This window comes from Streptomyces sp. NPDC018693, from assembly GCF_044391385.1.
Classification (GTDB): domain Bacteria; phylum Actinomycetota; class Actinomycetes; order Streptomycetales; family Streptomycetaceae; genus Streptomyces.
The window spans coordinates 682,950-703,489 of the sequence record NZ_JBIRZZ010000004.1 but is presented as its reverse complement, the minus strand read 5'-3'; the positions used below and the strand labels follow the sequence as shown (position 1 = coordinate 703,489).

The 20,540-nt window shown below is 72.8% G+C and carries 17 protein-coding genes; all 17 read right to left on the bottom strand.

Going from position 1 to position 20,540, the window contains the following annotated elements:
• Window position 1: 1 nt before the first annotated feature.
• Genes ACH5AC_RS14990 through asnB form a run of 17 tightly spaced genes read right to left on the bottom strand, consistent with a single transcriptional unit; the run spans window position 2 to window position 20,539 of the window.
• Window positions 2–1,345: a glutamate-1-semialdehyde 2,1-aminomutase gene (locus ACH5AC_RS14990; RefSeq protein ID WP_398862231.1), complete on the bottom strand. Its 1,344-nt coding sequence runs from the start codon at window positions 1,343–1,345 to the stop codon at window positions 2–4.
• A 25-nt stretch (window positions 1,346–1,370) separates the two neighbouring features.
• Entirely contained in the window at window positions 1,371–1,922 is a 552-nt protein-coding gene (locus ACH5AC_RS14985) for a dTDP-4-dehydrorhamnose 3,5-epimerase family protein (RefSeq protein ID WP_398862178.1), read from the bottom strand.
• Window positions 1,919–3,136: a polysaccharide pyruvyl transferase family protein gene (locus tag ACH5AC_RS14980; protein ID WP_398862177.1), complete on the bottom strand. Its 1,218-nt coding sequence runs from the start codon at window positions 3,134–3,136 to the stop codon at window positions 1,919–1,921. Before ACH5AC_RS14980 ends, ACH5AC_RS14985 begins: the two co-directional genes overlap by 4 nt.
• The gene (locus ACH5AC_RS14975; protein ID WP_398862176.1) at window positions 3,133–3,333 is read right to left on the bottom strand and encodes a hypothetical protein; all 201 of its coding nucleotides are present in this window, start codon (window positions 3,331–3,333) and stop codon (window positions 3,133–3,135) included. Before ACH5AC_RS14975 ends, ACH5AC_RS14980 begins: the two co-directional genes overlap by 4 nt.
• A complete protein-coding gene (locus ACH5AC_RS14970) occupies window positions 3,330–4,277 on the bottom strand; it encodes a glycosyltransferase family 2 protein (protein WP_398862175.1) in 948 nt (315 codons plus the stop codon). The genes ACH5AC_RS14975 and ACH5AC_RS14970 overlap by 4 nt, the downstream gene beginning before the upstream one ends.
• Complete coding sequence (locus tag ACH5AC_RS14965) at window positions 4,274–5,560, bottom strand: hypothetical protein (protein ID WP_398862174.1); 1,287 nt, start codon at window positions 5,558–5,560, stop codon at window positions 4,274–4,276. Before ACH5AC_RS14965 ends, ACH5AC_RS14970 begins: the two co-directional genes overlap by 4 nt.
• Window positions 5,557–6,843 carry a DUF4910 domain-containing protein gene (locus tag ACH5AC_RS14960; protein ID WP_398862173.1) on the bottom strand — a complete coding sequence of 429 codons (1,287 nt, stop codon included), beginning with the start codon at window positions 6,841–6,843 and terminating at the stop codon, window positions 5,557–5,559. The genes ACH5AC_RS14965 and ACH5AC_RS14960 overlap by 4 nt, the downstream gene beginning before the upstream one ends.
• On the bottom strand, window positions 6,831–7,856 hold the full coding sequence (locus ACH5AC_RS14955; RefSeq protein WP_398862172.1) for an NAD-dependent epimerase/dehydratase family protein: 1,026 nt from the start codon (window positions 7,854–7,856) through the stop codon (window positions 6,831–6,833). Before ACH5AC_RS14955 ends, ACH5AC_RS14960 begins: the two co-directional genes overlap by 13 nt.
• Before the next feature lie 3 nt (window positions 7,857–7,859).
• Entirely contained in the window at window positions 7,860–8,507 is a 648-nt protein-coding gene (locus ACH5AC_RS14950; protein WP_398862170.1) for a PIG-L deacetylase family protein, read from the bottom strand.
• Window positions 8,504–9,298 (bottom strand): glucose-1-phosphate cytidylyltransferase, encoded by a 795-nt coding sequence (locus ACH5AC_RS14945; RefSeq protein ID WP_398862169.1) that lies wholly within the window; start codon window positions 9,296–9,298, stop codon window positions 8,504–8,506. Before ACH5AC_RS14945 ends, ACH5AC_RS14950 begins: the two co-directional genes overlap by 4 nt.
• Window positions 9,295–10,530 carry a class I SAM-dependent methyltransferase gene (locus ACH5AC_RS14940; protein ID WP_398862168.1) on the bottom strand — a complete coding sequence of 412 codons (1,236 nt, stop codon included), beginning with the start codon at window positions 10,528–10,530 and terminating at the stop codon, window positions 9,295–9,297. The genes ACH5AC_RS14945 and ACH5AC_RS14940 overlap by 4 nt, the downstream gene beginning before the upstream one ends.
• A complete protein-coding gene (locus tag ACH5AC_RS14935; RefSeq protein ID WP_398862167.1) occupies window positions 10,527–11,735 on the bottom strand; it encodes a glycosyltransferase in 1,209 nt (402 codons plus the stop codon). The genes ACH5AC_RS14940 and ACH5AC_RS14935 overlap by 4 nt, the downstream gene beginning before the upstream one ends.
• 2 nt (window positions 11,736–11,737) lie before the next feature.
• A complete protein-coding gene (locus tag ACH5AC_RS14930) occupies window positions 11,738–12,970 on the bottom strand; it encodes an O-antigen ligase domain-containing protein (RefSeq protein WP_398862166.1) in 1,233 nt (410 codons plus the stop codon).
• A gap of 1 nt (window position 12,971) precedes the next feature.
• Window positions 12,972–14,492, bottom strand: a complete 1,521-nt coding sequence (locus tag ACH5AC_RS14925; protein WP_398862165.1) for a right-handed parallel beta-helix repeat-containing protein — start codon at window positions 14,490–14,492, stop codon at window positions 12,972–12,974.
• Window positions 14,493–14,505: 13 nt separating this feature from the next.
• On the bottom strand, window positions 14,506–16,458 hold the full coding sequence (locus ACH5AC_RS14920) for an alginate lyase family protein (RefSeq protein ID WP_398862164.1): 1,953 nt from the start codon (window positions 16,456–16,458) through the stop codon (window positions 14,506–14,508).
• Window positions 16,455–18,626 (bottom strand): bi-domain-containing oxidoreductase, encoded by a 2,172-nt coding sequence (locus ACH5AC_RS14915; RefSeq protein ID WP_398862163.1) that lies wholly within the window; start codon window positions 18,624–18,626, stop codon window positions 16,455–16,457. The genes ACH5AC_RS14920 and ACH5AC_RS14915 overlap by 4 nt, the downstream gene beginning before the upstream one ends.
• Window positions 18,623–20,539 carry an asparagine synthase (glutamine-hydrolyzing) gene (asnB, locus tag ACH5AC_RS14910; RefSeq protein ID WP_398862162.1) on the bottom strand — a complete coding sequence of 639 codons (1,917 nt, stop codon included), beginning with the start codon at window positions 20,537–20,539 and terminating at the stop codon, window positions 18,623–18,625. Before asnB ends, ACH5AC_RS14915 begins: the two co-directional genes overlap by 4 nt.
• Between the last annotated feature and the right edge of the window lies 1 nt (window position 20,540).

Sequence of the window (20,540 nt, the reverse complement as noted above, 5' to 3'; positions counted from 1 at the left end):
GTCATGCCAGGCGGCGGAACACCGGCTTCACCGGTCGTCCCGCCAGCCAGGGGGTGGGGTCGGCGGCGTCCAGTGCCTTCCGGTACACCGCGCAAGCCTGGGCCACCACGTCGACGGTGTGGTCGATGTCGGCGTCGCTGAGCGCGCTGCTCACCACGAACGACGGGGCCAGGACCCCGCCCGCGAGGAGCCGGCGCAGGAACAGGGTGCGGTACTGCTGCGACGGCTGCCGGTTCTCGTCGAGGGTGGCGAAGACCAGGTTGCTGGCCCGGCCCCGGACGACGACGTGGTCGCCGACGCCCATGCTCGCCGCGGCGTCGCGGACACCGGCGGCGAGCCGGTCGCCGAGGGCGTGCAGGCGCGCGGTGATGCCCTCCTCGGCGTAGGTGGTCTGCACGGCCATCGCGGCTGCCAGCGAGTGCGTTTCCGCGCCGTGCGTGGTGGACAGCAGGAAGACCCGGTCGCCGGAGTGCCGCAGCCCGCCCTGCTCCATCAGCTCGCGGCGCCCGGCCAGCGCGGAGACGGCGAACCCGTTGCCCAGCGCCTTGCCGAAGGTGGAGAGGTCGGGGACGACGCCGTACAGGCCCTGGGCGCCCGCCTCGGACCAGCGGAAGCCGGTGATCATCTCGTCGAAGACCAGGACACAGCCGTGCCGGTCGGCCAGTTCGCGCAGTCCGGCGAGGTATCCGGGCGGCGGCTCGGTGTGGGTGGCGGGTTCGAGGATCAGGCAGGCGATCTCGTCCTGGTGGCGGGTGAGCAACTCCTCCGTCGCGGTCAGGTCGCCGTAGGGGAACGACAGGGTGAGGTCGGTGGTCGCCGCGGGGATGCCGGCGGACATCGGCGTGGTGCCGATGAACCAGTCGTCGGTGGAGAAGAACGGGTGGTCGGCGCAGAGGGCCACCCGCGGGCGCCCGGTGGCGGCGCGGGCGAGGCGCACCGCGGCGGTGGTGGCGTCGGAGCCGTTCTTCGCGAACTTCACCATCTCGGCGGTCGGCACGGTGGCCAGGAAGCGTTCCGCGGCCTCGACCTCCACCATGGACGGCCGCACGAAGTTGCTGCCGCGGTCGAGTTCCCGCCGCACCGCCTCGATCACGCGTGGGTGGGCGTGGCCGAGGCTGACCGACCGTAGGCCGGAGCCGTACTCGATGTAGCGGTTGCCGTCGACGTCCCACACGTGGGCGCCGCGGCCGTGGCTGATGACGGGGGCCAGGTTCTCGGGGTACTGGTCGTCGCCCTTGGCGTAGGTGTGCGCGCCCCCGGGGATCAGGGCGTGCAGCCGCTCGTTCGCCATCCGCGACCGGGGGAGCAGGAACTCTCCGGTTCCTTCCGTCTCTTCGGTGTCCATGCCCTCTTCGGTGTCCACGCCGACTTCACCTCTCCATCTGCTTCAGGACCTCGGCGAGGCCCGGCGCCTCCCGGTCCCGCCGGGACATTGATGTGACCGGCAGCGGCCAGGGGACGGCCAGCTCCGGGTCGTCGTGGGCGATCGTCACGTCCTCGGCCGGGTCGTGCGGGCGGTCGATCCGGTACGAGGTGTCGGCGGTGTCGGTCAGTGCCTGGAAGCCGTGCGCGCATCCCGCCGGGATGTACAGGGTCACCTGCGTGTCGCCGGACAGCGCGAAGCAGGCCCGGCCCAGGTACGTCGGCGAGTCCGGCCGCAGGTCCACGACCACGTCGAAGATCCTCCCGTACGAGCACCGCACCAGCTTGGCCTCGCCGGCGCCGGAGCGCAGGTGCAGGCCGCGCAGCACGCCCCGGACCGAGCGGGACAGGCTGTCCTGGACGAAGGCGTCCGGGTCCAGGCCCACCGAGCGGACCACGTCGGCGTCGAAGGTGCGGCAGAAGAAGCCGCGCTCGTCGGCGTACGGCGTGGGCTCGAACAGGTATGCGCCGGCGATCGCCGGGACTTCGGTCGCCTTCATGGGGTCTCCCGCGAGGTGTGGTCGGATGACGGGAACAGGGCCGTGCTCAACGCGGTGAACTGGTCCTCCAGACGCCGTGCGGCGGCCAGGTTCCGCTCGGCGAGGGTCCGCCGCAGCTCCGCCGACCGCTTCTCCAGCGCCCGGAACTGCTCCAGCAGCCGGTCGGCGTCGACCTCGCGAGCCGGGTGGCAGTACGCGTCCAGCCCCATCCGGGCCATCAGCGCGTCGCTCTTCGCCGCATAGCTGAGGGCGAGCGTCGGAGTGCCGACCTTCAGCGCGCAGACCAGGTTGTGGTAGCGGGTCGCCACCACGGTCCCGGCAGCCGCCGTCTCCTTCATCAGGTCGGCCAGCGAGGCCGCTTCGGCGGCGGTGACCAGCGGCGAGTCCACCGCGTCGAGGATCGCGGCGACCACCGGCGCGTCGCACTCGTCGCCGGTGAGCAGCCGGACCGGCCTGCCGTCCTCGACCAGCGTGCGGACGAACCGGGTCGTCCCGTCGAGGTAGCGCCGGTGGATCTCCTCGGCCCGGGCCCGGTCGTCGTCGCCGCCGTGGAAGTCCATGACGCCGACGCAGACCGGGCCGCCCGGCGGGCCCGGGGGTGTGCCGGCCTCCGGCGTCGGCAGGGCGAACGCGAGGTCCGGGTAGACCTCGTCGCGCGCGGTGTCCACGCCCATCGCCCGCATCGCGTCGCGGGACAGGGTGTCCCGGTACGAGCGGTACGCGGCCAGCCGCGCCGACCAGCGCACCAGGGTCCGGGTCGGCCGGTTGCCGATCGGGGCGGCGCCCACGCCGACCAGTGCGACCCGGGTGCCGAACAGCCGGCCGGTCGCGCAGAGCAGGAACAGCGAGTACGGGAAGCCCCACGGCCGCAGCGGCAACGTGGCCTCCAGGACGCCCATGCCCGGCACGATCACCACGTCGTGCCTGCGCACCCAGGCGGCGGTGCGGACGGCGTCGACGAGCTTGCCCAGCCCCTTCGCGGCGATCGCGCCCGCGCGCGACGCGGTCCGGTACTCCCCGCGGTACCAGTGCAGCCGCGTCGCGGGGATCCCGTACCGGCTCTCGACGACTTCCGGTCCGCCGCACAGCGCGTCCACGACCGCCTCGGGTTGCTGGGCGCGGAGATAACCGAGTACGGCCTCCAGTGAGCCGTCGTTGCCGAGGTTGCCGGAGCCGAGCAGGCCGAATACCCCGACGCGTCTCGGTGTCTTCATGCCGGTCGCCTCTCGTGGTCGGCGACGAGGGTGTCGAGGGAGGTGGTGAGGTGTTTCGGGTCGGCTGGTGTGTGGTCCTCGACCTGCTTCGGGTGTGGGGCGCGGGGGTAGTCGGGTGCGGCCTTCGGTGAGCCGTCGTTGCCGTGCTTGGCGGAGTCGAGCAGGCCGAATGCCCCGATGCGTGTCGGTGTGCTCATGCCCGCCGCCCCTCGCGGCCGGCGACGAGGGCGTCGACGGAGACCGTGAGGCGTCTCGGGTCGACCGGGGCGCGGTCCTCGACCCGCTCGCCCGCGCCCGGCCGGATTCGGCTGGTCATCCACGCGGCCAGGTGGCGGTAGCAGGCGCGCCGGTCGGCCGGGGACAACGGCGCCCGCCGGATCGCCGAGACGAAACCCCAGACGTACTCGGCGAGCAGCCGGGGCGTCGGATGCAGCGGGCCCGCCCGGCGCGGGTCCAGGTTGACGCACCGGGAGCGCTTGGAAGGGTTCGCCCGCTCGGCGCGGGTGGGGTGGTCGCGGCGGAAGTACAGCAGCTCCGGCACCTGGTGGAAGGGCCCGTGCAGGGTGATCTCGGCGACGAACGTGCGGTCCGCGTGGTGGTAGCTGTCGTGCGGCTTCACCCGGCGCAGCACATCGGCCCGCATCACCCCGTAGAAGTCGTCGCCACCGGGCTCGAACAGCAGGCTGCGGAAGCGCTCGGGCGCGTGCGGGGAGTCGGTGGCGAGCCCGTAGTCGTACGGGACCTTCACCCGGCCGTCGCCGTCGATGACCGCCTGGTCGGAGTGCGCCAGGATCACGTCCGGGCGCTCGTCCAGCGCCTCCACGCAGCGCCGCAGCAGGTCCCGGGCGTACAGGTCGTCGTGCGAGGCCCACTTGAACAGCTCGCCGCGGCACTCGGTGAACACGTAGTTGTGGTTGGGCGCGGCGCCGATGTTCCGGGGCAGCCGGATGTACCGGATCCGTGAGTCCCGCGCGGCGTACTCGCGGCAGATGTCCTCCGTGCCGTCGGTCGAGGCGTTGTCGGAGATGACCAGCTCGAAGTCCTCGTAGGTCTGGCCGAGGAGGGCGTCGAGCGACTCGGTGAGGTACTCCTCGCCGTTGTAGACGGGCAGGCCGATGCTCAGCCGGGGATGGGCGGTCATGAAGTCCTCACTTCGGGGAGGGGGTTGTGGTGGTGTGCGCGCAGGGCCAACCGCAGGTGCAGCCACCACACGGCCGAGCCGCAGACGGTCGCGGCGGCGACGCCCCAGGCCGAGCCGACCGTGCCGCCCGCGGCCGCCCCGCCGAGCCCACCGCCGACATAGCAGGCGGACGCGAACAGCTGGCAGCGCAGGCTGCGCCGGGCCGCGCCGAGCGCGCGCAGCCCGGCCGCCGCGCCGCTGCCGAGACCGGCGCCCGCGACGCCGAGCGTGGCCGGCACGATCAGCTCCGAGGCGGAGTGCCAGACGCCGCCGAGCACCAGCTCGCCGAACCGGTCCGGCACCAGCAGCAGCGCCACGCCCCACAGCAGCGCGGCGACGGCCTGCGCGCCGCCCAGCAGGAGACAGAACGCGCCCAGCCGGTGCGGGGCCCGCCGCAGCACCCGTGCCGACTCCGCGACGGTGACCAGCGACAGCCCCATCAGCACGGCCAGGAACGGGCCCAGCAGCAGCTCGGCGCCCCGGACCACGCCCACCGCGCTGACTCCGACGATCGCGCCGAGTCCGTACGCCCGCAGCTGGCTCGCACCGCTGACGCAGGTGTTCTCGACCAGGTACCGGTAGCCGAGGTCGCGGTGCTCGCGCACCCACGCGCGCGCTCCGGTCAACCGCGGCCGGATCCCTGACTGGAGGCAGCCGTACACCGCGGCCACCGCGGCGGACACGCCCCAGGCGAGCAGATAAGCGGCCACGCTGCCCACGCGGGCCGCCACCACCATGGCCGGGACGAGCGCGACGCCCCACACGACGTCGTTGACGAACGCCTTCCGCCCGGTACCGGCCGCGAAGAACGCGTACCGCCAGGCGTCCTGCAGCATCAGCCCCGGCAGCATGACACCGAGACAGGTGAACGCGGGCCCCACGCTGCCGCCGAGAGCCGGGCCGACCACCACACACACCGCGCCGATGGCCGCGCCGACGCCGAGCGCGGTACCCGACGAGCGGGCCACCGCACCACGCCAGGAGGCGTCCGGCACGCCGCTGAAGCGCACCACGAGCGGGTCGGTGGCCAGCCCCCGGGAGACGCTGAGCACCACGCCGTAGGTCACCCAGGCCAGGCTGAACACGCCGAACGCGGCCGGCCCGAGCGAGCGCGCCACATGGATGCCCACGGCGAAGTTGGTCAGGCTGGAGGCCGCCTGGTCGGCCAGGCCCCAGGACAGCCGGCCGGCGACGGCCCGCCGGGCGGAGCGGGCAGGCTTCCCCTCGGCGGTCATCGGCGTCATGCCTTGATCAGCCCGGCGCCGTGCAGGGCGTCGGCCGCGGCGGCGACGGTGTCGAACGGCAGCCCGGATCGCTCGGCGACGTCCAGCAGACCGTGCTCGCCGTCGGACAGGTTGAGCACCCACAGCATGGCCATCTGGGCCTGCTTGGTGTCGCTGCGGCCGCCGAGCGCGTCGTACAACCCACGACGGCCCAACTGCGGTTCGCCGTAAGGGCTGAGGTTCAGATACCGCCGGTTGCGGTCCAGCACGGCGAACGCCTCGCGGCAGACGGCGAGCGTGTCCGCCATCGCCTCCGGGGAGACGAAGTCCAGGTTGTCCGCCGAGGTGTGGTACTCGGGATAGCCCGCGTACGGGGTCCGGGTGAGCGAGCCCACGCCCAGATCGAACCCGGGCGAGCAGAACTGGCGCTCGTCGTAGCCGTACGGAGTGAACTCGGCGACACGGTGCGGGCGTTCGGTGGCGGCCAGCACATGCCGCATCACCCGGTCGATCTCGGCGTCGCCGCGCCTGCTCTGCTTGTACGTCAACTGGCCCGGGTCCCCGGCGCAGGCCAGCACGAGCCCGTGCTTGACCCGCTCCACCCGCTCCGCGTTGCGGGCCAGCCAGGTGATCGCCCCGATGGTGCCGGGCGCGAACAGGAACCGGTAGGTGTGGTACGGCGTTCGCTGTGCCAGCGCCCGGGCCAGCTGCGTCGCCACGGCGATGCCGGCCAGGTTGTCGTTGGCCAGCGAGGGGTGGCAGACGTGACAGGAGACGATCACCTCGTCGGGGACCTGCCCGGGGACGACATGCTCGGCGTAGGTGAGGTGGCCGTCGGCGAGTGTGGAGTCGATGCGCACCTCGTAGTCGCCGTCCGGCATCGCGTCCAGGGTCTCCTGCGCCAGGCAGAAGCCCCAGTCCGGCCGGTAGTAGCTGGTGCGGTACGGCACCCAGGACGGGTGGTCCGGCAGGGTGTGCAGGTGGCCGCGCAGCTCGGCCAGCGGCATGGTCGCCGACACCGGCACGCTGTAGCCGAGCACGTGCAGGCTGGACGCGGCGAAGTCGACGACCCGGTGGCCGGCGGAGTCGGCGATGTACGCGTCCCGGATGTTCCACTCCTGCGGCACCGTCCAGTCGAGCACCTGGGTCCCCGTCGGCACCTCGTGCACCGTCAGCGGGAGGTACTCGCCGACGATGTCCAGGGTGGCGCGCACCCCGTCGCCCGTGATGCTCCGGCACAGCGGGTACAGCCGCTCCACCAGCGCGTACATCTCCTCGCCGGCCGACGCCGTCATCCGCGCCACCGCAGGGTGTCGTCGACGGCACCGGCCTCGGACGCCGCGCGCAGCACGGCCAGCCGGGTGAAGCGGCGCTCGAAGTCCTCGCGGGTCAGCCCGTGTTTCCGGTAGGCGTCGGCGAGTTCGAGCGCGCCCTGCTTCACCGTCCACTCGCAGTCGAAGCCGGGTATCGCGGCGCGGAACCGGGAGAAGTCCACCCGGTACGACCGCGGATCGGCACCGGTCTCCCCGGTGATCACCACCTTCGCGCCGGACACCGCCTCGGCGACCTGCCCGGCGATCTCGGCGACCGTGACGTTGTTGATCTCGCTGCCGATGTTGAACGCCCGGTCGTGCACCGCCGCGCGCGGCGCGGTCAGCGCGGCCGTGAACGCCCGTGCGATGTCGGCGGCGTGCACCAGCGGCCGCCAGGGGGTGCCGTCGGAGAGCACCAGCACCTCGCCGGACAGCAGCGCGTGGCCCACCAGGTTGTTCAGCACGATGTCGGCGCGCAGCCGGGGCGAGTGGCCGAAGGCGGTGGCGTTGCGCATGAAGACGGGGCTGAAGTCGCCGTCGGCCAGCGCGTGCAGGTCGTCCTCCACCCGCACCTTGGACTCCGCGTACGGTGTCACCGGGCGCAGCGGGGCGTCCTCGCCCACCAGGTCGTCGCCGCCCGCGGCGCCGTAGACCGAGCAGGTCGAGGCGTAGAGGAAGCGTCGCACTCCGGCGTCGCGGGCCAGCCGGGCCAGCCTTACGGACGCGTGGTGGTTGATGTCGTAGGTGAGTTCCGGCGCCAGCGAGCCCAGCGGGTCGTTGGAGAGAGCGGCCAGGTGGATCACGGCGTCCACCCCGGCCACGTGGTCGGCGGTGACGTCGCGCAGGTCGACCCGCTGCCCCGGCGGGTCCGCGGGCGTCGGGCCCAGCACACAGTCGGCGAACAGGCCGGAGTCGAGGCCGACGACCTCGTGTCCGGCGGCGGTAAGCACCGGGGCCATGACGGTGCCCAGGTAGCCCTGGTGTCCGGTCAGCAGTACGCGCACGGTTCAACCCCCCAGGTTGAGCATGAGTTTGGTGACGGCGAACGCCTCGGCGTATCGCTCGTGGCATTCGATGCCGCGGATCCGGGCCAGCCCGAGGAAAGCTTCCCGGTCGTACCAGGGCCGGTGCCGCTGCGAGGGGTAGTGCTCCTGCAGCAGCCGCACCTTCGCCTCGGCGATCTCCGGTGACAGCGACTGGTACGCCGCCGGACGGCCGAGATCGCCGTCCCACTTGACGATCTCGTAGCCGAGCACGAGGTGGTCGCGGAACGCGGTGGGGATCAGCTTCGCCAGGCCGCGGTGGTCCTGGTGCGCGTCATCGGTGCGCGGCGCCAGCACGAGATCCGGCTCGGTGCGCATGCGCAGCTCCTCGACCGCGGCCTTGGCCTCCTCCCAGTGCGCCGGTAGCCGGCCGTCCGGCAGCTTGTGCACGGTCAGCCGCAGGTCGGCGCCCGGGCAGAAGGCGGCGAGCGCGGCCTGCTCCTCCTGCTCCCGCTCGCTGCCACCGCCGGAGAGCACCAGTGCGTCGACGCGGACGCCGGGGCGGGCGTGACACAGCGTCAGCAGCGTGCCGCCGGCGCCGATGGCGATGTCGTCGCAGTGCGCGCCCACCGCGACGACCCGGTCCAGGCGCCCCGCGCCGAGCCCGATCACGCACCCACCCCCGCGCCGTCCCGCTCCCACACGGCCCACGGGCGGTCGCCCCGGACGTAGGCGGTGTCGAGCGCGGCCCGCTCCTTCACGGTGTCGGTCGGCTTCCAGAACCCGCGGTGCTGGTAGGCCACCAGCCTGCCCCGCTTGGCGAGTTGCGCGCATCCGTCGGCGACCAGGTCCCCGTTCTCCGGGATGTGGTCGAACACCTCCTGGCGGAGCACGAAGTAGCCGCCGTTCTCCCACAGCGGCAGTTCGCTCACCGCGGTGATGCCCCCCACCAGGCCGTCGTCGCCCAGGTCCACGCAGTGGAACGACGACTGCGGCGGCACCACCATCATCGACGCACCGGCGTCGCGCCGGGCGAACCGGTCGATCATCTCCGGCAGCGGGGCGTCGGTGAGCACATCCGCGTAGTTGGCGAGGAACATCTCGTCGCCGTCCAGGTGGTGCCGCACCCGGCGCAGCCGCTCCCCGATCGGTGACTCGATGCCGGTCTGCGCGAACGTGATCGTCCAGTCCGCGATGTCGGTGGACAGCAGCTCGGTCTTCCCGCCCCGCAGGACGAAGTCGTTGGACGTCGTCTCCTCGTAGTTGAGGAAGAAGTCCTTGATGTGGTGGGCCCCGTACCCGAGGCACAGGATGAACTCCGTGTGCCCGAAGTGCGCGTAGTAGCGCATGACGTGCCAGATCAACGGCCTGGGGCCGACCATCGCCATCGGCTTGGGCACGTCGTCGGAGGCGCCGCTGCGCATCCGCATCCCGTAACCGCCGCAGAACAGAACGACCTTCATCGCTTGACCTCGACAATGCTCAGTTCCGGTATGGGAAAGACCAGCCGGCCGCCCCAGTCGTGCACGAAGGCCAGCTGCTCGACCAGCTCGGCCCGCAGGTTCCAGGGCAGGACGAGGACGTAGTCCGGTCGGTCGGCGGCTATCCGCTCGGGCGGCAGGATCGGGATGCGGGTGCCGGGGGTGAACCTGCCGTGCTTGTAGGGGTTGCGGTCGACCGTGTAGGGGAGCAGGTCGGGCCGGATGCCGCAGTGGTTGAGCAGGGTGTTGCCCTTGCCCGGGGCGCCGTAGCCGACGACCGTCTCGCCGCGCTCGGCCGCCTCGACGAGGAACTTCAGGAGGTCCCGGCGCACCTTGGCCACCCGCGCGGAGAACTCGGTGTACCCGGACAGCTCCTGGAGCCCGGCGGCCTTCTCCCGTTCCAGTACGTCGGCCACTCGCCGGGTCGGCTCCCCGGCCGCCTCGGCCGGCCGGGCCCACAGCCGGACGGAGCCGCCGTGCGTGGGCAGCAGCTCGACGTCCACGAGCGTGAGTCCGCCGCTCGCGAGGGCCCGGGTCGCGGAGGCGACCGTGTAGTACTGGAAGTGCTCGTGGTAGATCGTGTCGTACTGGTTCTCCTCGATCAGGGTCAGCAGGTGCTGCACCTCGATGGAGACCCAGCCGTCGTCGGCGACCAGGGCGCGCAGCCCCCGGGTGAACCCGACCACGTCGGGGATGTGCGCGTACACGTTGTTGGCCACGACCAGGTCCGCCGGGCCGTGCTCGGCGCGGACGGCGGCGCCGGTGGCCGGGTCCAGGAACTCGGTGAGCGTGGGCACACCCGCGTCCCGCGCCGCGGCGCCGACGTTCACCGACGGCTCGATGCCCAGGCAGCGGATGCCCCGGTCCACCACATGCCGCAGCAGGTACCCGTCGTTGCTCGCCACCTCGACGACGAACGCGTCGGGACCGAGACCCAGGCGCTGTACGGCGTCGTCGACGAACGTGCGCGCGTGCTCCACCCAGGACGTCGAGTACGAGGAGAAGTACGCGTACTCCTTGAACGTCTCCTCCGGCGTGATCAGCGGCGGGATCTGCGCCAGCCAGCAGTCGGTGCAGACCCGCAGGTGCAGCGGGTACGCCGGCTCCGGCAGGTCCAGTTGGTCCGCGGCGAGAAAGCTCTCGCACGGCGGTGTCGCCCCCAGATCGACGACGCTCGCCAGCGCCGCCGAGCCGCAGAGTCGGCATCGTGTCATCTACTGCCCCCCATTGATTCCGTCCGACCCGCGATCGCGGTGCGGTATCCATCCAGCAGGCGCTCCAGCCCGACGGCCGGGCTGAAGCCCTGCTCGTAACGGCGCCGGGCCGCCCGGCCCATCTCCCTGCCCAGGGCCGGCTCGTCCGTGATCCGGCGCATGCGGGACGCGAGCGAGGCGGGATCCCCCGGCCGGTGCAGCAGCCCGGTCACCCCGTCCTCGACGAGTTCGACGAAGGCCCCGTGACCGGCGGCGACGGCCGGCACCCCCGCCGCCATCGCCTCCACGACCACCAGGCCGAACGCCTCCAGCCAGGTCGAGGGAGCCACCACGGCGACCGACCGCGCGATGGCCTTCCGGCACTGCGCCGGGTCGTACAGGCCGACGTGGCGCACGTCGTCGCGGCCCGCCGCCCAGGCGGTCACCTCCCGTTCCAGTGGCCCCGCGCCGGCGATCACGAGCGGTACGCCCACACCGCCGCTCGCCGCGATCTCGTCCCACGCGGCCATGAGCACCCGCACGCCCTTGGCCTCCGCGAGCCGGCCTAGGTAGAGCAGATGCTCGCCTGCGCCCTCTCGGCCGACGCCCGGGTCGGGCACGAAGTTGTGCTTCACCGCCAGCCGCTCGGCCGGCATGCCGGACCGCACCAGGACGTCGCGCTGCGCCGCGGAGATGCAGAAGAACCGCTCCACGCCGGACCACCACCGCCGCCGGTTCACCGACAGGCTGACCGCGAGCGGCACCGTCGCAAGCCGGGAGTTTCGGTAGCAGCCGTGCCGGACGGCGGGCAGCGGCGCGGACCCGACGCACTCGGCGCACGGCCGGCCGTCCCGCTGCAGCGTGCCGGGCGGGCAGACCTGGGTGTAGTTGTGCAGCGTGGCGACGGCGGGCACGCCGGCGTCGGCGCAGGCGGCCAGCACCGCCGGTGACAGCAGCGGGAAGACGTTGTGGACGTGCACCACGTCCGGCCGTTCAGCGCGCAGCCGGGCGGCGAGCTCCGCGCGGACCGCCGGGTTCCACGGCACGAGGAGCGGCAGCGCGGCCTTGCCCAGCAGGGACCGGGCGGCGATGTCGTCGCTGCGCCGCTCGAACACCTCGACCCGGTGGCCGGCCCCGCGCAGCAGCGCCACCTCCTGGTCGACGACGTTGTTCTCCCCGCTCGGCTGCGCCGAGGCGTAGCGGTTGTGCACCACGAGGACGTGCAAGCTCAGGTCACCTCCGTTTTCCGGGCCCATCGCGGGATGCGTCGTCGGGGGACTTCGGACGCCGCGAGGGGAGCGGCCGCGGCAGGGGACACCAGCAGCGAGGCGGCCACCGCCAGATGCAGCAGATACGGCGAGGCGTCGCCCAGCCCTGCCTCGGTGTACGACGCGATCCCGCAGTAGCTGATCAGGAAGACCGCGCAGGCCCTCGGCAGCGACGGCGGCCGCAGCAACGCGACGCCGCCCAGCACGACGACGATCGCCGCCACCAGGGCGACACCGGTCAGCCCCTGCTCGTGGTAGACGGCCAGCCAGCTGTTGTCGATCGGCAGGCCGCCGAACGACTTGTCGCCCAGGCCCGCGCCGAACAGCTGTTCCGAGGTCGTCCGGGGTGCCGCCAGCAGGGCGTCCCAGACCTTGGCCCGGCCGGTCAGGCTGGAGAAGTGCTCCCGGCTCTGTCCGCGCAGGAACCACGCCTGCAGCGCGGAGCCGAACCCCACCGCGGCCACCGTGGCGCACAGCACCGCCCAGGCGAAGAACCGGCGGGCGGCGGCGCTGGTCAGGACGAGCGAGGCGATCGCCAGCGTCAGCCCGACGAGCAGGCCGATCGTGGCCGTCCGGGTATGGGTCAGCGCGAGCAGGGCGAGTGACGGCACGATGACCACCGCCGCGCCGGCCCTGTCGGTCCGGCGGCCCAGTACGAGCAGCACGGTGAGCCCGGTGATCACCGCCGCGTACTGTCCGATCTGCGGCGGGGTGAGCGGCCACAACGCGCCGACCAGCCGCCCGCCGTAGAGCTCGGGCAGGGCCGCGCCCGGTGAGACGACCAGGCCCACGGCCACCGACCCGAGGACCGCGAAGTACATCCGGATGTGGTGCCGTACGAACGTCGGGCCGCCGTCCCACCAGCGGCTGAGCAGCCACAGCGTGCCGACGAAGAGAGCCAGCCGGGCGCACCGGAACAGCGCGCCGAACCCTGACTCCAGGTCCGCGCTGGAGATCACGCTCGGCACCAGCAGCAGGGTCAGCAGGAACAGGAAGGCGCTGGCCCGGACGCGCAGGTGGAGATTGACCGCGAGCGCCAGCGCGAACGCGACGACCAGCGCGCCCATGGTGACCATCTGGATGAGGGAGCGGGGCAGCGGGACGATGGTCCTCGCCCCGGCGGAGCCGAGCGTGTTGAGGACCAGCAGCCCCCAGACGGTCCCGACGATCTTCGGCGTGCGGTCCGCACCCATCTCAACCACCGTCCCGCGCGCGGAAGGTGCTGCCCGCGTCCTGCTGGTACGGCGCGCCCTGCCACTGACCGACGTCGAGGATCCGGCTCGGGTCGTGGGCGACGAAGGTCCACGGTCCGACGTAGACGTTGTCGTGCCAGCGGTTGTGCTGCTCGCGGGTGATCGCCTCGGCCACCCGCTCGCCCTGGTACGGCGACCAGTCCGGGTAGGTGCCGTAGTTGGCCAGCACCGCCATGCGGTCGCACTTCACCGTGCAGTCGACGACGGTCTTGTCCAGCACGAAGCGGTTGCCGTGGATGTCCACCCGCTGGGTCTTCCACCGGCAGTCGGCGTAGAGCGGTGCGGTGGCGATCGCCGGCTGTGCGCAGCGACCGGTGTCCTTCACCAGCAATGTGCATTCACCGGACGACGTGTTGGCCGGGCTGTTGCAGAACCGGTCGGCGTTCTCCCACAGGGTGATCCCGGACCAGTTGTTCTCCAGCACGTTCCGGTGGATCTCGATCTTGTCGGTGCGGGCCGGGATCCGTGGCTCGCCGCCGGACTCGGACACATAGACGGTCGCGAACGGGAACGTGTCGCCGCGGTCGGCTTCCCTGCGGCCCTCGACCCAGTTGTTCCGCCGGATCGTGTTCCCGCGGATGACCGCGTTGTAGCTGGTCTCGTAGATCAGCGCGGCACCGTCGTTGGCCTCCAGCAGGTTGTCCTCGATGCGGAAGTCGTTGTTGTTGGTGTCCGCCCACAACCCGGCCCCGCGGTTGTCGTGCACCCAGTTGCCGCGTACGTCGGCGCCGTCGACGGCCCAGAACTTGACGCCTCCGGTGCAGCCGCAGCCCGGCCGCCGCCGCTCCCAGTCGTCGGTGTTGTTGCCCACGATCTCGTTGCCCTCGACCACCAGGCCGCTGATCCGGCCGCCGGCCTTGTACGCGTTCATGCCGTACTGGCCGTTGCCGCGCAGGCAGTTGGCGCGGACCCGCTGGCGGGCACCGGCCATCAGACCGGCGCCGGAGTTGTGCTGGATCGTCGTGTGCTCGATCACCCACCCGTCGGCCGAGTCATGGTTGACCACGCCCTCGTCGTGCGGCGCGGCGAAACCCTGCACGGTCAGGTGGCGGACGGTGACGTCACGGGCGGTGCCGCCGAACGCGTACTGGTTGGTCTTCTGCCCGTCGAGCACCGCGCCCGGCGCGCCGAGGTAGGTGTTCCCCTCCTTGGGGACGACCTGGGCGTAGCGGTCCTGGGCGAGCCGGTGGCTGCCCGGTCGCAGCCAGAACGTGGTGTGCGGGGGGCTGCTCCGGGTCTTCGCGGCCAGGTCACCGACCACCGCGGGGTCGACGGTCACCGCGCCCGCCGGCGCCTTCGCCGGCCCGGCCGCGGGCTCGGCGCACACCCGGGCCACGGACGTGGACGGCGCGCCGGTCGGCTTCGGCCGTGCGCCCGGCGAGCCGTCACAGCCGGTCGCCGCCAGCAGGGCCAGCGCCAGCGGTGCCGCCGGCCACGCCCGGCGCCGCCACTTGATCCCCACGCGTCCGTCCTCCCTAGCCGCGGAACCCGAGCACGGTCGTGAACGTCTCCGTGCCGTCGGTGAAGCCGGTGCCGAGCAGCGTGGTGGTGGGTTCCCTGCGGCCGAAGCCGGGGGAGTACCAGCCCAGCGGCGGGTCGGTCTCCCCGCGATGCGCCCGCCAGGACAGCTGCCCGGGCAGGTCGAGCGCCGCCGAGCGGTCCTCGCCTTCCCGGGTCCAGGTGAGCACCGCCCGGTTCCCCACCAGGTCCGCGGCGATCGCCGGGCCGAGATGGAACGCCAGCTGTACGGCCCGGTGCGGGCCGCGCACCTCGTCGACCACCCTCAGCTCCTGGCGCGCGGCCGTCAGCTCCACCCGGCGGCGGTGCACCGAGGGCCGGTAACCGTCGTGCTCGGCGCACCAGCGGGACACGCCCGCCTCGGAGACGTCCGCGGCCAGGACGCGGCTGCGGGCGTGCCGGGTCCACAGGAACGGGCCGCCGGAGACGGACTGGTCGGCGCCGTCCAGCCGCAGCGTGTTGTGACCGAGGGTCGACCGGAAGTACTGCCGCCACTCTGGCTGCCCGTGGTAGCAGAACGTCCCCGGGTCGGCGAGCACATCGACCCCGTCGTGCCGGACCTCCACGGACAGCGCGTCGGCGTGGGCGTGCGCGGCGATGGACAGGAAGCCGTGCGGACCACCGTCGCAGCGGCACCAGATCTCACCTGTTCCCCCCGGACCGCGCAGGATGGTCATGCCCGCGTCGGGGAAGTGCGCGGGGCGGCTTGCCGGGCGGGTCACGGCCGGTTCAGTGGGTTTGACGAAGGCGGCCAGCAGCGGGGTGCGCACATCGGTGCCGGTCACCGCCGGCCACCAGTCGAGCCGGCCGAACACGGCGTCCCCGGTGGCCAGCAGCGAGCCCCAGCGGTCGGTGCCCGCGCCGTCCACGACCAGGCCGTGTCCGTCGTCCGCGTCCCCCTGGCGCGGCGGCCGTAACCGGCTGTCCACCACGGCCGCGAGCGCGTCGGTCATCCGCAGCAGCACCAGCCGGACCGACGCGGGAACCGGCACACCGGCGGCATCCGCCTCGGCCACCGCGGCCAGGCCCAGCTCCAGCACCAGTCCGTGATACTCGGTGGCCAGCTCGCGGTTGAGACCGGAGCCGAAGGTGTTGCCGCGCAGCTGCCGCTCCAGCGACCGCAGCGCCTCGGCCCGCCAGCGCGCCGAGGAGGGGAACCACCCGAACGCGCAGGCCGCGGCGAACTGCCCGGCGGCCTCGGCGATGACGTGGTTGTTCGCCGAGGAACCCCGGCTGGGGAAGGCGGCCAGCCAGCGCTGGTGGTGCCAGATCTGGTTCAGCGCCACCGGGTTGCCCTCGAACAGCCCGGCCGCGCCCGGCCAGCCGTCGAGCAGCCGACGGATCCACACCCAGGACAGCAGCCGGATCCCCAGCTCGATGCCGCTGGTCCAGTGCACCCCGCGCAGCGGCGCGTTGGCCGCCCACCACGACCGCAGATGCTCGGCGACCCGCTCGGCGTACCGCTCGTTCCCGGTGATCGCGTACGCGGCGGCGAGCACGGTGAGGTACTGGTGCCGGGACAGCTCCCAGATCTGCTTGATGTCCCCGACCGCGTCCTCACTGCGGTACGGCACGTCGAAGGCGTAGCCCCACGGAGCCCGGCGCCCGGTCTTCGGGTCGTACCACCAGTCCGGGTCGGCCAGGTCGTCGCGGACCACCCCGAAGTACTCGGCGTGCCCGGCCATCAGCCGGTCCGCCTCGGCAAGGAGGCGCTTCGCGGCGTCCGGTGGCACCGCGGCGATCGTCCCCGCGGGCAGTACGGCGGTGAACCGGGCGCCGGTCACGCTCGGGCAGCCGGGCCGTGCCGAGCGCCATCGTCGTCTGCGCACCGCGTCGCCCACCCGGCCGCCGACCTCCCGCGGCCCCATCCGGGACAGCCGCCGCAGGTACCAGCCCGCGCTCATGCTCATCGCGCTCCCGCCAACGTCACCGGCGCGCCGCCCGCCAGGCCGGCCCGCACGGCGAGGGTGGCCGCGGTGGTGGCGACCAGCGACGGGAGCGGCACCGGCATCGGTCCGCCGGTCCGCACGGCCTTGACGAACGCGGCCAGTTCGGCGTTCTGGCCCTTGTCCCGGGCCTTCGGCAGCCGCGAACTGACCCACCGCTTGCGGCCGTGGACCGAGGCGCGGACGAAGTCGTCGAGCCGCAGCGCCTTGCCGTCCGCGAGCAGGTCCAGCGTCTCCTTGGGGAAGCCGGCCGGGCCGCTGGTGACGTAGCTGATGGTGGCGGTGGAGCCGTCCGGGTAGCGCAGCACGACCTGCAGATCCTCGTCGCCGGGCGTGGTGACCGCGTACACCGAGACCGGGTCGGCGTCGAGCAGCCAGCTCGCCGTGTCGATGAAGTGCCCGCCCTCGCCGGTGAACCGCGAGCCCTCGCTGCCCTGCCGGAGGTACCAGCTGCCGTGGTCGAGGCGGCCCGCGTTGACCAGGTAGCGCAGGCTCGCCGGACCGGTCCGGGCGCCGAACCGCTCCCTGGCCTCCCGCAGCAGCGGCGCGAACCGGCGGTTGAAGCCCACCTGCAGCCGGTCGTTGCCGGACTCCTCCACCGCCGCGAGCACACCGGCCAGCTCGTCCTCGGTGAGGGCCAGGGGCTTCTCCACGAACACGGTCTTGCCGGCGAGCAGCGCCCGCCGGGTCAGTTCGGCGTGCGAGCTGTGCCGGGTGACCACGAACACCGCGTCGATGGACGTGTCGCCGAGCACGGCGTCGAGATCGGTGGTCGCCTCGTCGAAACCGAACTTCCGCTGCGCGTTGGCCGCGGACAGCGCCGTCGTGGTGACGACGGTCGACAGCTTGACGCCGTCGCGCTGTGCCAGGTGTGGCAGCAGCATCGACGACGCGTAGTTCCCCGCGCCGACGAACGCGAGGCGCACCGGCGTCCTGGCGCCCCGGGCCGGACTCCGCTTCACGTTCACCGCGGGCACGGCCACTGCCGGGGCCGGTGCTTCGGGGGCGTGCTCGGGGTACCGGAACAGCACGGCCACGGCCTTCAGGTCGCCGTCCTTCAGGCGCTGGTACGTCTCGACGGCGTCATCGAAGTCGGCGATGCGGGAGACCAGGGGCTCCACGTCGACGCTGCCACGGGCGAGGAGATCGAGGAAGCACGCCAGGTTGCGGCGCTCGGTCCAGCGCACATAGCCGATCGGGTAGTCCCGGCCCTCCAGCTCGTACTCCGGGTCGTAGCGCCCGGGGCCGTAACTGCGGGAGAACCGGACGTCCAGCTCCTTCTCGTAGTACGCGTTCCACGGCAGGTCCAGGCGGCACTTGCCGATGTCGACGACCCGGCCGCGGTCCCGGCTCAGCCGGGCGGCCAGCTCGACGGGCTGGTTGCTGCCGCCGCCGGCGGCCAGGTACACCTGGTCCACGCCCAGGCCGCCGGTGAGTTCGGCGACGGCGGTCTCCACGGCCGCGGAGGCGGGATCGCCGCAGGCCGCCGCGCCCAGGCGCTCGGCGAGCTCACAGCGCACCGGGTCGGGGTCCACCCCGATGACCCGGACGCCCGAGGCGGCGAGGAGCTGCACCACCAGCTGCCCGATCAGCCCGAGGCCGATGACCAGCGCCACGTCGCCGAGCTGCGGCTCGCCGCGGCGGACGCCCTGCAGCGCGATCGACCCGACGGTGCCGAAGGCGGCGTGCCGCGGGGCCAGGCCGTCCGGCACCCGGGCGTAGAGGTTCTTCGGCACCCAGTTCAGCTCGGCGTGCAGCGCGTGCTCATTGCCGGCGCAGGCCACGAGATCGCCGACCTTCACGTCGTCGATCCCGGCGCCGACCTGCTCGACCACCCCGCACAGCGAGTAGCCCAGCGGCGTGTAGGAGTCCAGCTTGCCCATCACCTTGCGGTAGGTTGCGGGCACCCCGTTGGTGGCCACGCTCTGCACCACCTTGGCCACCTGGTCCGGCCGGGAGCGGGCCTTGCCCAGCATCGACATGCCGGCCTCGGACACCTTCATCAGCTCGGTGCCCGTGGAGATCAGCGAGTAGGCGCTGCGGACCAGCACACCGCCCGGCTTGCACCCCGGCACCGGCACGTCGAGCAGCGCCAGCTCGCCGCTCTTGTAGTTCTGTACGACCTGTTTCACCCAAACTCCCCAGAAGTCGCGCCGCGATACCAGTACTCGAGCGTCAGCACATGCCACAGATGCTTGGAGAAGTCCCGCTGCCCGGCGGCGTCCTCGGCGACCATCCGCGCCAGCGCGTCGCGGCGCAGGAACCCGGAACGGACGAGCTCGCCGTCGTTGACCACCTCCCGCACCAGCGGTGCCAGATCCCGGCTCATCCAGGCCCGCAGCGGGGCGCTGAACAGGCCCTTGGGCCGATACACGATCTCCCGGGGCAGGACCGAGGCGGCCGCCTCCTTGAGGACGGCCTTGCCCTGCCGCCCGACGATCTTGCGTTCCCCGGGCACGGCGAACGCCGCCCTGACCACCTCGACGTCCACGTACGGCACCCGCACCTCGGTTGACGCGGCCATGCTCGACCGGTCCGTGTACGTGAGGTTCAGGCCCGGCAGGAACATCCGGGCGTCGGCCAGGCACATGCGGTTGACGAAGTCGTCGAGGTCGTTGTCCCGGTAGACGTCCGCGTGCTCGGTCAGCACGTCCTCGACCGTCCCGGCCAGGTCCGGGTCGAGCAGGGCGAGCAGCTCGCCCCGGTCGTACATGGTGTAGCTGCGCCGGAACGCGGTCTCCTCCGGCAGTTCGGCGAAGGAGAGGAACCGTTTCGCGAAGCGCACCGACCGGTACCCCCGCCGGCTCGTCGCGACCGGCAGCCGGTCCACGGCCGCGGACACCCCGCGCCGCAGGGGCCGCGGGACGCGCTGGTAGCGCAACGCGAGCAGGTTGGCCAGGTGCTTGCGGTACCCGGCGAACAGCTCGTCGGCGCCCATCCCCGAGAGCATCACCTTCACCCCGGCCTCCCGGGCGGCCGAGCAGATCAGGAACGTGTTGATCGCGGCGGGGTCGCCGATCGGCTCGTCCAGGTGGTACGTCATCCGCGGCAGCAGGTCGAGCACGTCCGGAGCGATCTCGATCTCCCGCAGGTCGACGCCGAACCGCTCCGCCACCTGCCGGGCGTAGCGCAGGTCGTCCGGCATCGCCTCGAACCTGGCGTCCTCGGCGCGGAAACCGATCGTGTAGGCGGAGATCCCGGGCTGGTGGCGGGCCGCCAGCGCGGTGAGATAGCTGGAGTCCAGCCCGCCGGAGAGGAAGGTCGCCACGGGCACGTCGGAGAGCAGGTGGCGCCGGGCCGACTCCTCGACGACGGCGGCCAGGTCCGGCTGCTCACCGCTGCGGGCCCGCTCCCGGCCCTCGGCGGCGACGTCCTTCAGGCTCCAGTACCGGCCGCGCTCCACCCGGCCGTCGGGCCGGCAGCGGAGCCAGGACCCCGGCGGCAGCTTCTCCGCCTCGCGGAACGCGCACCGCGAGTCCGGCACCCAGTAGTACAGCAGCGAGGCCACCAGCGCCGCACGGTCCACCTCCAGCGACCCACCGGTCACGGCGGCGAGCGCCTTCAGCTCGGAGGCGAACACCAGGCCCTCACCGCGCCGGAGCAGGAACAGCGGCTTGATGCCGAGCTGGTCGCGGGCGAGCACCAGCTCACCGGTCCGCTCGTCGAAGATCCCGAACGCGAACATGCCGCGCAGCCGGGGCAGACAGTCCGTGCCCCACCGCCGCCACGCCTCCAGCAGCACCTCCGTGTCGGACGTACCGCGGAAGCGCACCCCGGCGGCCGCCAGTTCGGCACGCAGCTCCGGCGCGTTGTACAGCTCGCCGTTGTACGTCAGGACGAGGCCGCCCGAGGCCATCGGCTGGGCGCCGGTCCCGGACAGGTCGATGATGGCCAGCCGGCGGTGCCCCAGGTGCACTTCGCCGTCACCGGCGGGGTGGCTGTACCGGCCCGCCCCGTCCGGACCGCGGTGGGCGAGGGTGTCGGTGAGCCGGTCGGTCACGGCCTTCCCGTCCGGCCATCGGTATGCGCCTGCGATGCCACACATG